The 14,424-nt window shown below is 37.6% G+C and carries 13 protein-coding genes; 3 read left to right on the plus strand and 10 right to left on the minus strand.

Annotated features, from left to right (window positions below):
* Position 1 precedes the first annotated feature (1 nt).
* Positions 2-790 carry an NAD(+) synthase gene (gene nadE / locus H3Z82_RS15340; RefSeq protein ID WP_182206377.1) on the plus strand — a complete coding sequence of 263 codons (789 nt, stop codon included), beginning with the start codon at positions 2-4 and terminating at the stop codon, positions 788-790.
* A 152-nt stretch (positions 791-942) separates the two neighbouring features.
* A complete protein-coding gene (locus tag H3Z82_RS15345; RefSeq protein WP_182206378.1) occupies positions 943-1,572 on the plus strand; it encodes a response regulator in 630 nt (209 codons plus the stop codon).
* A 2-nt stretch (positions 1,573-1,574) separates the two neighbouring features.
* On the opposite strand, the gene dnaG is transcribed toward H3Z82_RS15345, so the two are convergent.
* Positions 1,575-3,536 (minus strand): DNA primase, encoded by a 1,962-nt coding sequence (dnaG, locus tag H3Z82_RS15350; protein WP_182206379.1) that lies wholly within the window; start codon positions 3,534-3,536, stop codon positions 1,575-1,577.
* Positions 3,537-3,780: 244 nt separating this feature from the next.
* Here dnaG and H3Z82_RS15355 point away from each other — a divergent pair, with 244 nt between their 5' ends.
* Complete coding sequence (locus tag H3Z82_RS15355) at positions 3,781-4,035, plus strand: type II toxin-antitoxin system Phd/YefM family antitoxin (RefSeq protein ID WP_182206380.1); 255 nt, start codon at positions 3,781-3,783, stop codon at positions 4,033-4,035.
* A gap of 128 nt (positions 4,036-4,163) precedes the next feature.
* Here H3Z82_RS15355 and H3Z82_RS15360 read toward each other — a convergent pair whose 3' ends face one another.
* From H3Z82_RS15360 to H3Z82_RS15400, 9 genes are all read right to left on the minus strand, one after another.
* The gene (locus tag H3Z82_RS15360; protein ID WP_182206381.1) at positions 4,164-5,228 is read right to left on the minus strand and encodes a coiled-coil domain-containing protein; all 1,065 of its coding nucleotides are present in this window, start codon (positions 5,226-5,228) and stop codon (positions 4,164-4,166) included.
* A gap of 66 nt (positions 5,229-5,294) precedes the next feature.
* Positions 5,295-6,041: a hypothetical protein gene (locus tag H3Z82_RS15365; protein ID WP_182206382.1), complete on the minus strand. Its 747-nt coding sequence runs from the start codon at positions 6,039-6,041 to the stop codon at positions 5,295-5,297.
* Complete coding sequence (locus tag H3Z82_RS15370; RefSeq protein WP_182206383.1) at positions 6,025-6,600, minus strand: RNA polymerase sigma factor; 576 nt, start codon at positions 6,598-6,600, stop codon at positions 6,025-6,027. Before H3Z82_RS15370 ends, H3Z82_RS15365 begins: the two co-directional genes overlap by 17 nt.
* A 191-nt stretch (positions 6,601-6,791) precedes the next feature.
* Positions 6,792-7,769 carry a polyprenyl synthetase family protein gene (locus tag H3Z82_RS15375; protein ID WP_182206384.1) on the minus strand — a complete coding sequence of 326 codons (978 nt, stop codon included), beginning with the start codon at positions 7,767-7,769 and terminating at the stop codon, positions 6,792-6,794.
* A gap of 124 nt (positions 7,770-7,893) precedes the next feature.
* A complete protein-coding gene (gene rlmN, locus H3Z82_RS15380) occupies positions 7,894-8,934 on the minus strand; it encodes a 23S rRNA (adenine(2503)-C(2))-methyltransferase RlmN (RefSeq protein WP_182206385.1) in 1,041 nt (346 codons plus the stop codon).
* A 257-nt stretch (positions 8,935-9,191) separates the two neighbouring features.
* Positions 9,192-10,241 (minus strand): tRNA preQ1(34) S-adenosylmethionine ribosyltransferase-isomerase QueA, encoded by a 1,050-nt coding sequence (queA, locus tag H3Z82_RS15385; protein WP_182206386.1) that lies wholly within the window; start codon positions 10,239-10,241, stop codon positions 9,192-9,194.
* Positions 10,242-10,424: 183 nt separating this feature from the next.
* Positions 10,425-11,687, minus strand: coding sequence for a 3-phosphoshikimate 1-carboxyvinyltransferase (locus H3Z82_RS15390; RefSeq protein WP_182206387.1), 1,263 nt, complete (start codon positions 11,685-11,687; stop codon positions 10,425-10,427).
* Positions 11,688-12,086: 399 nt separating this feature from the next.
* Positions 12,087-12,413 (minus strand): nucleotide pyrophosphohydrolase, encoded by a 327-nt coding sequence (locus tag H3Z82_RS15395; RefSeq protein WP_182206388.1) that lies wholly within the window; start codon positions 12,411-12,413, stop codon positions 12,087-12,089.
* 1 nt (position 12,414) lies between these two features.
* The gene (locus H3Z82_RS15400) at positions 12,415-14,421 is read right to left on the minus strand and encodes a transglutaminase domain-containing protein (protein WP_182206389.1); all 2,007 of its coding nucleotides are present in this window, start codon (positions 14,419-14,421) and stop codon (positions 12,415-12,417) included.
* Positions 14,422-14,424 lie beyond the last annotated feature (3 nt).

Genomic DNA, 14,424 nt, shown 5'->3' on the forward strand with positions numbered 1-14,424 from the left:
AATGCAAACAGAAAAAGTTATTGACCACATTGTAAACTGGCTAAAAGATTACGCCAATACTGCGAAAGTAAATGGTTTTGTTATCGGGATTTCTGGCGGCATTGATTCGGCAGTCACCTCAATTTTATGCGCTAAGACTGGATTGGAGGTTTTATGTCTTGAAATGCCCATACACCAACCTAAGAGCCATGTATCGCGTGGCCAAGAACATATAAAACAGTTAAAAGAAACTTTCGGAAATGTAAAGGACACTTTGGTAGACCTCACTCCTGTTTTTGAACAATTCAAGACCGAAGTAACTGCTACTAAAGACCAGGCTATAGTTGACATGGCACTTGCCAACACTCGGGCACGATTGCGAATGACCACCCTGTATTATTATGCGGGATTACACTCCTTATTGGTTGCTGGTACTGGCAATAAAATAGAAGATTTCGGGGTTGGTTTTTTTACAAAATATGGTGATGGTGGCGTAGATTTGAGTCCGATTGCCGATCTGACAAAATCAGAAATCTATGACCTTGCCGAAGTGCTGGGGGTTTCGGAAGCTATAATCAAAGCAGCACCGAGCGATGGCTTATTTGGCGACGACCGCAGTGACGAGGACCAAATTGGTGCCTCCTATCCGGAGTTGGAGTGGGCAATGACCATGAGCGAAAACGGGAAAACAGTTCATGATTTTGAGGGTAGAAAAGCAGAAGTCTTCAAACTATTTTCAAAATTAAACCGAAATAACCAACACAAGATGGTCCCGATTCCGATATGTAAAATACCTAAAACCTTAAAATAATCGGACTGTTTTATTATTAAAATCACGGAATGTTATCGAAATCAATGGAATATCATGATTTTTTTCATACATTTACGTAGCGAATCTCCACAAGCGTAAACTTATCCTCTTAAGTATATAGGCTAACTTAATTAACTAATAAACTGTAAATTATGATTAAGGTATTGGTTGTGGACTATCATCCCATTGTAAGAACAGGTTTGACGCTGTTTTTTGAATCAGATCCAGACATTGAAGTGGTTGGAACTGTTGGAACAGGCGTTGAAATCTTCGAATATATACGACGTCATCCCGTAGACGTGGTCATTTCTGAGATTGATCTTCCAGAACTAAATGGCATCACGGCATTGAGGGCTATAAAAAAAGAACATGAAAAGGTAAAAGTTATCATGTTCAGTTTTCACCCCGAAGAAATCTATGCCATTAGCAGCATTAAAGCTGGTGCTTCCGCCTATCTTTCCAAAACAGTAGAAACCGAAATCATAAGGGATGCCATCATCAAAGTGCATAATGGCGATATTTATTTGAGCGCCAAAATGGAGAAGCATTTGCATTATGATGACACCCGTAACTCCAAAAGTAAACTTTATAAACGTTTGTCTACACGAGAAGTTGAAGTTTTGAAATTATTATCAATTGGTAAAAAGAACAAAGAAATTGCGTTGGAACTCGATATCAACGAAAAAACAGTCAGCACTTACAAAGCCAGACTTTTCAAGAAATTGAATGTTACAAACCTCGTCGATTTAATCCATCAGGCGCAACATATCGGTACGATTTAAATTTACGCACCAACCACTTTCCCTAATTTTTTAGACAAGAGTGTTTTCAACCTTAAGTAATCACGAACATCTTCCATAATGCCCATAGCATTATTTTGTGGTTGAGAGATTGCCATCTTATATTCCATCACCTTTTGATCTATTAAAAAGCATCTTAAACTTAGTATTGTTTGGGTTACCAGCTGTGCGATGGATTGATCTTTCTCCTTTGGAATAATATGGTTCCGCTCCCAATCATGAAGGCTATAACGCTCATCATTCATCAAGATGGTGGTCACCTCATTGGCCATTTGTTGATCAAGTTTGTTGATAAAATCCTTTAATTGAAATTCTTTGGATTGGTGCAACGCCTCAATAATGACATAATATAGATTTTGGAACTGCTCATCAGAAAACTGCATTTCATCTTCCTGTAAGTCCAAGTAAATTTTTTCAAATACTTTTGCCTGATGGATAATTGGCTCCAATTTTAAATCGCCGGCATCATCCTCCTTCATGACCAAGTCTTCAAACTCTTCGGTTTCACTTCCGTAAAGCAACAGGATTTCAATGATTTTTTGCTCCAATATGTATTGGTGGTTTACTTTTTTTGCGGGTTGCTCTGAACGCAGCACCTCAAAAGCTTTTTGTTCAGTCTTATGTTGCCTGTTGGCTTCTTGAGTTTCCTTTTTACCAATTTGAGCCAAGGTGCTAAACAAAACCGTCTCACTGATATCCATAATATTGGCACATTCCTTTACATAAATCTCACGCTTAATTGGATCAGGAATTTTGGAAATACTATTGACAATTTCCCGAATGGTATCTGCCTTTTTAATAGGATCTTTTTTAGCATCTTCAACCAATAAAGATGCTTTAAACTGTATAAAATCTTTTGAATGGTCTACAAGATAAGATGCCAGTTCTTCAGGCGTATTCTGTTTTGCAAAACTATCAGGATCGGCGCCATTTGGAAAAGTGCAGACCTTGACGTTCATGCCTTGCTCCAAAATCAAATCAATTCCTCTAACTGCGGCACGAACTCCTGCAGCATCACCATCAAATAGCACCGTTATATTTTTGGTCAAACGGTTGATGAGACGAATCTGCTCTGGGGTTAAAGCCGTACCGGACGAGGATACAACATTTTTTATTCCCGATTGGTAAAATTGAATGACATCTGTGTATCCTTCTACCAAATAACAATTATCTTCTTTGGCAATGGCTTGTTTGGCATGGAATAAACCATATAAGATTTTACTTTTATGGTAGACTTCGCTTTCGGGGGAGTTAAGATATTTGGCTGTTTTTTTATCGGCACCCAAAATCCGACCCCCAAAACCTAAGACCCTTCCACTCATACTATGAATGGGGAACATGACCCGACCTTTAAACCGATCAAAGCGCTTATCATCTTTGACAATGGTCAATCCCGTCTTTTCTAAAAACTCCAGTTGATAGCCTTTTTTTAAAGCTTCATCAGTAAATGCTTGCCATTGATCCAGTGAATAGCCCAAACCAAAGGTTTTGATCGTCTCCGTCGTAAATCCGCGTTCTTTGAAATAACTCAATCCGATGGCCTTGCCTTGATCTGTTTTATGTAATGTGTTTTGAAAATAAGTACTTGCGAACTCATTGACCAAATAGAGGCTTTCCCTTTCATTGGCTACTTCCTTTTGCTCATTGGTCTGCTCGGTTCGCTCAATCTCAATATTGTATTTTCTGGCAAGGTACTTAAGAGCTTCAGGATAGGTGAAGTGTTCGTGTTCCATAAGAAAAGTCACGGCATTTCCTCCTTTACCACTACTAAAATCCTTCCAAATTTGCTTTACGGGGCTCACCATAAAACTTGGTGAGCGTTCATCGCTAAACGGACTCAGCCCCTTAAAATTACTTCCTGATTTTTTGAGGTTGACGAAATCGCCAATGACCTCCTCAACCCGGGCGGTTTCAAATATTTGGTCTATGGTGGATTTTGAAATCAAAGTTGTAGCTATAATTTTTTGTAAAAATAGCACAAAGAACCCAAACAATTAAGGAATGTACGATTTGAGTTTTTTTTGAAAAATCATAACAACCAATTCCCGTCTTGGAAAATTGAGATCTTCATCAATAGGTACTCGAAACAATTTTAACTTGAACCACCCTTTTTAATAAAACGACTTCAAGTAAAAACTTGTAAAAACCATATTTGGTACATGTATTTGTACAAAATTAAATACACTATTTATGTTAGTCACGACGGTTTCAGAATTCAGAAAAAACATTAAGACCTACTTGAACAGAGTGGTTAAAAACTTTGAAACGCTAATCATCAATCGCGGCAAAGACTCAGGAATTGTAGTGATGTCATTAGAAGAGTACAATTCATTAATGGCAACCAATCACGAATTGTCTTCTCGTAAAAACGAATTTAGATTGGATTCAGCCATTGAAAAGTTGAAAAATGGAAAATCTTTCGAGAAAGAACTAATTGAAAACTAACATGAAATATATCTTTGTTGATGAATCCTGGGAAGATTATTTGTATTGACAAAAAACAGATAAAAAGAAAGTAAAAAAGGCGCTGAATTGCTTCAACACCCTTTTTTCAACTAACTCAATTAATTGTGTTAATCCAAAGCCCAGCGCAAACCTAAAGATATATTTTGCTGGGCAACATCTTGATCTTTGAACAAATCGTTGAGATTGTATTTTGCATAGACACTAAAATCGCCCACCCCAATATAACCACTCACACCATAAACAAAATTAGTGGTATTGTAATCTAATTTAAATTTATCCTTTTGGTTCTTGCCATCTTCTTTATACTTCAATTTCTGTTTGGTACTCAAATTGATGCCTGCAAATCCGCCCAGGCCTATTTTGAATTGTTTGTGAGTTTGATATCTAATACGATCATTAAAACCCAATTGCTTTGATGGACCAAATTCAAAATGTACAGGAACCACTAAACTGGTAGTCCTAAATTTAGCTTTTTTCAAATTTAAAGGAAAGGGTTCCAAGGTGGTCACGTCGTCGTTCGCCACAAAATATTGATTGTCTTTTATGGATAATTTGTTCCACTGCAACGAAAGTCCATAATTGACTCTTACAAAATTCGAGTTTTTTAGAAGTCTGGTTTTCCATAGCCAACCCAATTCCACAAACCCGGAGCCTCCTATTTCGTAAGGTGAATCGTCTAAGCTTTGCCCATCGATAATAGTGTTGTTAAAACCGATAGCGAATAACAATTGGTTTGACGTACGAATATCATATTTTACGGGTTTGCTTTCTCCTTTAATCACGACTCTTTTTTTATTTCCAATGGTGAGACTAAAAGCGTCGAATACATCCGGATTGGATGGATAAGTCTCAGGGTTTCGCTTAATAAGTGCCAACTGACTTTCAATAATGGCTATCCGATTTTCAATATTCAACGCGCGTTTTTTGGCCATTTCCCTTTTTAGGCTATCAGCCTTTTCTTGGGAAATTTCACCATTTTCCAGGCGCTCGTTAATGGTTTCAACCTCAGCTTTCAACAACATTTTTTCATCTTTAACGATGGCGTCCTTTAACTGCTCGAGGCGTGTAATTTCTTGACTGTGGTCTGTTTTCTGTAGCGTGTCTTGTGCTTGGGCATTACCCATAAGTAGGCACAAGACTGCCAGCACAACAAATTTTGCAATTGTGTTCATAATGTTCGATTTTTAACTGATGAATTTACTTTGACGCTTGGAATTCCTATTTGCACAGGAATTGGGTTAATTTTTCCGTTCTGCTACGGCAGTCTTTATGGTTTCATAGCTACTTTTTAATGCCTCAAATATTTTCTTTCTAAAAGATTGCTGTAAATCATATTCGACGTCCTGTAGCAACGCATTTGCATCGACCGTTAATGTACCTTCCTGTGTCATAGTTTGAAACTTAATTTCCTTCTGTGCCTGATCTAATAAGGCATCAATATCAGCATCGGTTACGGTTTGACCCTTATTTTTCAAATCTTGAATTTGGGCAAGAATCTCAGAGATTTTCTTATCTTCTAAAATTTCCTTTTGACGATTTGCATCTAATGGTTCAATTGTTTCTTTCTCGGTATTCGCTACAGAACTGTTCTTTTCTACTGGTGGCATCAAATCATTTTGTGTTTTAAGAAGCTTTTTTTTAGAAGGTTTTTTTTCAACCGGTTTTCGTCTTTCATCCTCCTGGTGAGTTGCTGCTACTTGTTCCACCACTGGCTGATTCTCCATCGGCATGGATTGTTCTTCAACTTGCTCTTGGGTATCCACTATAATCGGATTTTGAATCTCAGCACTCTTACCATCAAAAAGTACGTTTACCGTGAATAATATGGCTACAATACTTGCTGCAATACCCACCCACCAATACGGCGTTTTACTCCTTTTTTTGTTGACGGTATCTAATTTGCCAGCTAAAGTATCCCAAGATGCAGCAGATGGCTCGAGCGTTCTTTCCTCAAGTGTTTTCTTTATATTATCCTCCCATTTCATCTGTACCATTTTTTACTATATTGGACGTTTTGATTTTGCGTTGTAAAAGCTGTCTTGCCTTGAACAACTGCGATTTGGAAGTACCTTCACTGATATTCAGTAATTTCGAAATTTCATGATGTTTATAGCCCTCAATCGCATACATCACAAAAACCATTTTGTAACCTTCCGGCAATTGGTCAATATACTGTTGGATCTCGTCCACCTCAATAGTGGTTTGTATATTGTTAACTTGCCCATGATTAACTGGCATAACATCCACTGAAAATTCCACCTTGTTTTCCTGTCTCAAAAATGAAATCGCCTCCCTTACCATAATCCGTCTAAGCCAGCCCTCAAAACTGCCTTCGTTCTTAAATGATTTTAAGTTGACAAACGCTTTAAAAAATCCGTTGAGCATAACCTCTTCCGCTTTTTGAATATCCTTTACGTAATATCTACAAACACTCAACATTTTAGGCGCATGGGCCTCATAAAGCAGATGTTGCGCCTCACGATTGTTCTTGGCCGCTTTTTTAATGAGTGCGATGTTGTTATTATGTAATTGAATGACTTTCAAAAATTGGTTCGATTAGGTCTTCTATTTATAAAGACGTAGAAAACAGGGAAAAGGTTGCCTGAGGGATTAAATATGAATCAATAAATTTAAATACAAATACCAATTATTTGATAATAAGTAAATTAACTCAAAAAAAAAAAATAAAGCTTTTCCAACTTTCATCTTTCCGCTTCAGGCTTCAAAATCAAAACCTACTTCTTCCTGTCAATCACATAATTGACCATAAGGAGCAAAGATGCTTTAAATTTAGATTCAGGATAGGCTTTTAAAAGTTGTAGGGCTTCGTCTTGAAATTCCAGCATTTTTGAAACGGCATAGTCCAAACCGCCTTTATTTTTTACGAAGGCAATGACTTCCTTAACGCGTTTTCTATCCTTATTATGGTTTTTGACCGAATTGATCAACCAGGATTTTTCTTTTTTAGTAGAATTATTAATGGCATAAATAAGTGGAAGGGTCATTTTACGCTCCTTGATATCAATGCCCGTTGGCTTTCCGATAGCTTCATTGCCATAGTCGAACAAGTCGTCTTTAATCTGAAATGCCATTCCGATGAGTTCTCCAAACTTACGCATGGATTCCACATCAGGCGAATTGGGTTTTACAGAAGCCGCACCAAGACTACAGCAGGCAGCAATGAGTGTGGCTGTCTTTTGCCGAATGATTTCATAGTACACATCCTCAGTGATGTCCAATTGACGCGCCTTTTCAATTTGCAACAACTCACCTTCGCTCATTTCCCTAACGGCTACGGAAATAATCTTAAGCAAATCAAAGTCGTTGTTATCAATGGAAAGCAGCAAGCCTTTAGACAGCAGATAATCGCCAATAAGCACGGCAATCTTGTTTTTCCATAAGGCATTGACCGAGAAAAAGCCCCGCCTTCTATTGCTGTCATCTACCACATCATCGTGCACCAAGGTAGCCGTGTGGATCAGTTCTATAACCGCAGCACCTCTATAAGTCCGTTCGCTTACATTACCATTATTGACCATCTTGGCGACGAGAAATACAAACATAGGGCGCATTTGCTTGCCTTTTCTATTGACAATAAAGGTTGTAATCCGGTTTAAAAGCGCCACTTTAGAAGACATGGAAAGTAAGAACTTTTGTTCAAAAAGTTCCATTTCATAGGCTATGGGCTGCTTTATTTGTTCGTCAATTTTCAAATGGAGGTCGTCATGCGAATTTCAATAACAAACGTACTAAAAATGGGAATGAAATACTATCTAAAATTTCAGAAAGCTAAGATTTATACAAGAATTATTACAAATAGAATGAGAAGTTGCTTTTTTAGGACTTATTTGCCAATTGTCCGCAAGCCGCATCAATATCCTTGCCTCTTGATCGTCTTACCGTTACAGTGATATTATTTGCTTCCAACATGGCAATGTACATGTCTAGTGCAGCATTATCGGCCTGTTGGAATTCGCCATCATCAATGGGGTTATATTCAATCAAATTGACTTTACTGGGCGCAAATTTGCAGAATTGAATCAAGGCCTCCACATCTTTTTTTGTATCATTGATACCGTTCCACACCACGTATTCATAGGTGATGAGATGTTTTGTCTTTGCATACCAATGCTCTAAAGCCGCTCTTAAATCTGCCAATGGAAAGGTTGCATTAAACGGCATAATCGAGGTTCTGATGTCATCAATGGCAGAGTGCAAAGAAACGGCAAGACCGAATTTGACTTCGTCATCGGCCATTTTTCTGATCATTTTAGGAACTCCTGAAGTGGAGACCACAATGCGTTTAGGAGACATCCCCAAACCTTCAGGTGAGGTAATCTTATCAATAGCTTTCAACACGTTATTATAATTCATGAGCGGTTCTCCCATACCCATAAATACAATATTGGTCAAGGGCTTATTGAAATATAATCGACTTTGTTTATCAATGGCCACTACTTGATCAAAAATTTCATCAGGATTCAGGTTACGCATGCGCTTCAGACGCGAGGTAGCACAGAACTTGCAGTCGAGGCTACAACCAACTTGAGACGACACACAAGCGGTAGTCCGCTTCTTTGTGGGAATAAGCACAGACTCAACCACTAAACCGTCGTGCAAACGAACAGCGTTTTTAATGGTACCGTCATTACTGCGCTGCATCTGGTCCACTTCAATATGGTTGATGACAAAATTTTCCTCCAACATAAGTCGTGTCTGTTTGGAGATGTTGGTCATGTCCTCAAATTTATGGGCACCTTTGTTCCACAGCCATTCATAGACCTGATTGCCTCTAAACTCTTTATCGCCTTGAGCGACGAAAAATTCTCGGAGCTGTTCTTTGGTTAATGCGCGTATGTCTTTTTTTATTGTTTCCATTGCTGATGCAAAAATAATGAAAGGTTTGACGAATTGCGAAGAGGTCAGGGTATAATTTGAGAAAGTTCGGTCACAAGCCGTAATTGAGATTCAATTTGAAGATATAATTGAAGCTAAAACTGAGCTTGAAATCCGCAACTGAATTTGTCCTCTATTCTATCATAAGCTGATCGTGCCAACGGCTGATTGCTGACTGATGATTGATGACTAAAAAAAAAGCCCATCCGAAGATGAGGCCTTATATATTGATTTGTCAATTAAAGAATCAACATTGCGTCTCCATAAGTATAGAAACGGTATTTTTCCTTAACAGCTTCATCATAAGCCCTTTTGATAAAATCATGACCAGCAAAAGCTGAGGCCATCATCAATAAGGTCGATTTTGGTGTATGGAAATTAGTAATCATACAGTTGGCGATGCTAAATTCATAAGGAGGAAAAATAAACTTATTGGTCCAGCCTGAAAACTCGTTCAGCGTGCCGCTTGACGACACAGAACTTTCAATGGCTCTCATGGCCGTTGTACCTACAGCACAGACTCTTTTTTTCCGCGTTTTGGCATCATTCACAATGTCAGCAGCTTGTTGGGTAACAAAAGCTTCTTCACTGTCCATTTTATGTTTGGACAAATCTTCTACCTCTACTGGATTGAATGTCCCTAACCCAACGTGAAGGGTCACCTCAGCAAACTCAATGCCCTTAATTTCCAAACGCTTCAATAAATGTTTAGAGAAATGTAGACCGGCGGTTGGGGCAGCAACTGCACCTTCATTTTTAGCGAAAATAGTTTGGTAGCGCTCCTCATCTTCTGGCTCCACCTCTCTTTTGATATATTTAGGTAATGGTGTTTCTCCTAACATTGTTAATTTTTGACGGAACTCTTTATAAGATCCATCATATAGAAAACGTAAGGTACGCCCTCTGGATGTGGTATTATCAATAACCTCAGCCACTAGAGTTTCATCATCACCAAAATACAATTTGTTACCAATTCGTATTTTTCGGGCTGGATCAACCAAAACATCCCATAAACGTTGTTCTTCATTAAGTTCTCTTAACAAAAAGACTTCAATTCTTGCTCCTGTTTTTTCCTTATTACCGTATAAGCGGGCTGGAAAAACCTTGGTATTGTTTAAGATCATCACATCACCTTCATCAAAATAGTCTATGAGGTCCTTAAACATCTTGTGTTCAATGGTTTGTTTTTCTCTATTCAAAACCATCAATCGGGATTCATCTCTAATTTCTGATGGATGTTCAGCCAATAGTTCTTCAGGAAGTTTAAAATTAAAGTGGGATAATTTCATGTATTTATATGTTTTTTAATGATCAGATCTGCCTGCCAACAGACCTCAAAAAGTACCCTTTTCTATATAATCGTTTGCTTTGAACTTAGTCATAAGTGCGTCACATCGCGATTAGTATAGATTTTTTTGCAGGCTGCAAAGATACAACCTCAAACTAGGCCTTGTCAAGTAAATGACCGTTTATTATTTTGTTATTTTAAATCCGACCTTTTCAAGATCTTCCCAAAAGCTAGGATAGGATTTTGAAACCACCATGGCATCCTCGATCCGCAAATTTATTTTAAGGCCTAACGGGGCAAAAGCCATCGCCATTCTGTGGTCATGATAGGTGGCAATAATCTCGCCTAACCCTTGACTACGCTGACCTTGGCTTGCTGAACCAAACAACTGATGCGCTTCTAATGACAAACTGTTTTCCGTGATGGATACTTTTGCGCCTAACTTTTCGAGCTCGGTTTTCAGAGCTACAAGCCGGTCGGTTTCTTTAATCTTTAAAGTATGCAAACCGGTTAAATGACAGCTTATTCCGAGTCCAAAACAGGTTACGGCTATCGTTTGGGCAATGTCTGGAGCATTTTTTAGATCGCAATCGATAGGTTTTAGCTGGTATTCTTCTTTTTTTAATAGCGTGATGCTGTTGTTGTCAAATTTAGTCTCCACCCCAAAATCAGTATAGATATCGGATAATACGATGTCGCCCTGCAAACTATTCTGTCTATAGGAAGATAAGGTGATTTCAGTTCCAACAGCACTTAACGCTACGATACTGTAAAAGTAAGATGCCGAAGACCAATCACTTTCTACGGTTAACGGTGTTTGATCAGGACTTAAACTTTCAAGTGGACTTATTTTTATTTTATTATTCTCAAAATGGGTTTCTACCCCAATTTGATTTAGTAAATCCAAGGTCATATTGATATAGGGAACGGAAGTAATCTCACCCTCTAAGGTCAATTCCAATCCGTTTTTCAATTTTGGGGCTATCAATAATAGCGCAGAAATATATTGACTGCTCACATTAGCTTTTAGAGACACTTTGTTATTTGACAGTAATTTTCCGTTAATTTTTAACGGCGGACAACCTTCAGTTTCCAAATAAGAGATATCGGCACCTAAGGTATTTAAGGCATCTACCAAAACCTGTATCGGCCGCTCTTTCATTCTTGCCGAACCAGTAATAGTGATTTCTCTTTCTTCTTGGGTCGCAAAAAAAGCAGTTAAAAATCGCATAGCTGTACCAGCATGAGAAATGTCGATATGGTTTGATGTTGATTTTAATGCAGCTTGCATTACTTTTGAATCATCAGAATTGGAGATGTTTTCAATTTTTATTTCAGGATAGAGGGCTTGCAACAATAACAGTCTATTCGACTCACTTTTTGAACCTGTAATAACAATTTTTGGGGGATTTTCTACAACGGCAGATTTATGAAGGGCTAACAACATTGGACTCACGATTTACGAAATTTGATTTTTGATTTTTGATTTACACCTACCAATTCGCAACATTTGCGGAGGCGGGATTTGCAATTTTACGAAAATAGAAAAGCTATTCCATAAAGCGACATAAAGACACACGAAGTTTTATAAAGATTTGACGATTGACGGTCTTTGATCTTCACCTGCCGATCTCTATCTTCTGAAAAGACACGTTCACAATTGTCGAAAGTTAAATAGCTAATTGAGAAAGGGATAGAAAGAAGTATGAAGTTTCATAAGAAATTGTGGATTTTTAATTGATTGTTTAGGATTAGGCCTACGCTCTCGCAGCACTTGTGTAGGCGTAATATATGAAATTAAATAAGTTAGGCTACCTCAATACCTTTGAACTCTGAACCTAAAAAATCATTTCAATTTCTCATTCCCGTGATGCCTATCATGATCTCGTTTTGTTTTTTTATCCATTTTTTTATCAAAAGCGGCTTGAAGATCAATCCCTGTTTGATTGGCCAGACACAACACCACGAAAACAACATCGGCTAACTCCTCACCTAAATCTTTGTCCTTATCACTTTCCTTTTCACTCTGTTCGCCATAACGTCGCGCAATAATTCTTGCTACTTCACCCACCTCTTCAGTAAGCTGCGCCATATTGGTTAACTCATTAAAATAACGGACACCATGGGTTTTGATCCACTCATCTACTGTTTTTTGTGAATTTTTAAGTTTCATTTTATATTTTTTTAAGCACTACTTTTTCTGTTTGCTTTTCTGTCATAAGTTGATAGAATTGCTTAAAATCATCATATTCATTCGGGAGAATAAATGATTTGTTCAAATCTAAAGTAACCAAAAATTGCAACACATTCCCATTAACCTTCGTAATATACTTAAACTCGCCGCCATCATCGAGAAATTTTACAACGGAACTCTCTGGCAATGATTCTACAACATACCCTTCAGGAACCATCATATTAATGGTGAATCTATCGTTAAACGCATACACAAAATCAATTGGGTATTCCCTTTTATCTGCCTTGAATGGATTTTCTTTTGGTGAGAAAAACAGCATTGGGGATAAGAATATTTTATCACCTATTTGCTCTATCGCACTCTTCAAATTATAATCATAAACATACTTTATCGGATTATCAACAACATCCATATCAGTGATTTCATAATCCGACACTTCAATTTCGCCTTTATCCTTTTCAATAGCCAACAGTTTTTCCTCAGCATTATAATTTTGGTATTTGCTTCTAAAGTTCTTAGCAGCAAAGGAGGTCATTTGAGCTCTTACCTTGCCGTCAATTGAGAAATCATCATTAATTTTTGCATTCATGAATATGTTTTCTTTGACAACCTCCTTTGGCTTTAGGTCATACCAAGTTGAACTGCCTGCTTCTCTAATGATTCTACCCTGCCAGTTAATTGCTCTAACAGGAAGCACATTGGGTGTTGCGAATTTATCCGTGGCATCCAAAAGAATGACATCATTGTGAACCTCAACTGCAGCAACTACATAATTAAAACCGCCAGTAGCAGGGAATAACGGAATATCATTACTTCTTGTACTGATCAACATCGGATTGGCATTTATGTTGGCATAACGCAACATGGCAGTGAGCATTAAGTTGATATCGGCTACATTACCAACTCCTTCTTTGTAAGCTTTTTTTACGCCATTATCTGTGGTGTATCCATTATAATCATTCCACTTAACTTTGGATTTTACAAAATCATAAATGCGACTAATTTTTTCGGAATCATTGGCGGCACCTTCAATCAATGCAGAAATATCCTTTTCAAAATAATTGGACTGTTTTAATTGGGACCCAAAGTTGCTGTCTTCATAAATGGTTTTGGTTACCTCATCCCAAGTAGAAGCATAATTTGTAATTAGACCTCCAGGATCTTTAGAAAACGCATACTCCCAAATTAATTTTGTTCTGTAAGTATTTAGATTACTAACATAATTTTCATTTTTAAGTGCGGGAATATTTGACAGTTTTATTTCCGTTTTATTCTCTTTAAACTCCCATTTCTGCTGAGAAAAACTTGTTGAGCTAACCTTCTTGACCACTCTAGTTTTCGTCTGAATATGTTCAGCCCTGTTCACTTGAGACTCATTGATTTTTGGAATATAAACCGCTCTCGGATTCACATACTTGTTAAAATTATAAAACTCTGGAATCCTGACATACATATCCAATTCTTTAATCGGAATGCTATATTGCAGGTTGATATCACGAATACTTATGTACGGCGATGTAATTTTATATTCAAATTCTATGACGCATCCATCTTGAATGTTTGGCATGGTAAACTTTGAAGTTTTCCAATATTTATTGGTTTTCTCTTCAAACATGCCGTCTTTTTTCAACTTGGTTCGTTCTATTTTTCCGTTCTCCAGCGTGTGCGTAAACGCCTTTAGGTTAATGACCGCTTCTCCTTTTTTGCCATCATCCCGCAATGCAACTTCTTCTGTAGCCCAATCATAACCATCTTTATTGTAAATTTTTATACGTTTATATACTTCTGTAACCTGAACAAACCCTTCATTTTGAACATAATTGTAATAGGTTTTTTGATTTAAATATAAAATGGCGGCATTGGCTTCAGGATCTTCCGGGTAAGCGGTTTCTTGTAGTTCATCTTTTGACACTTTCCCAAATCTATAATCTTGGGCATTGGTCCAATTAAAAGCAATGAACATAAATAGGTAGGTAATTTTTTTCATGGG

It is taken from the genome of Gelidibacter maritimus, assembly GCF_014062315.1.
Classification (GTDB): Bacteria; Bacteroidota; Bacteroidia; order Flavobacteriales; family Flavobacteriaceae; genus Gelidibacter; species Gelidibacter maritimus.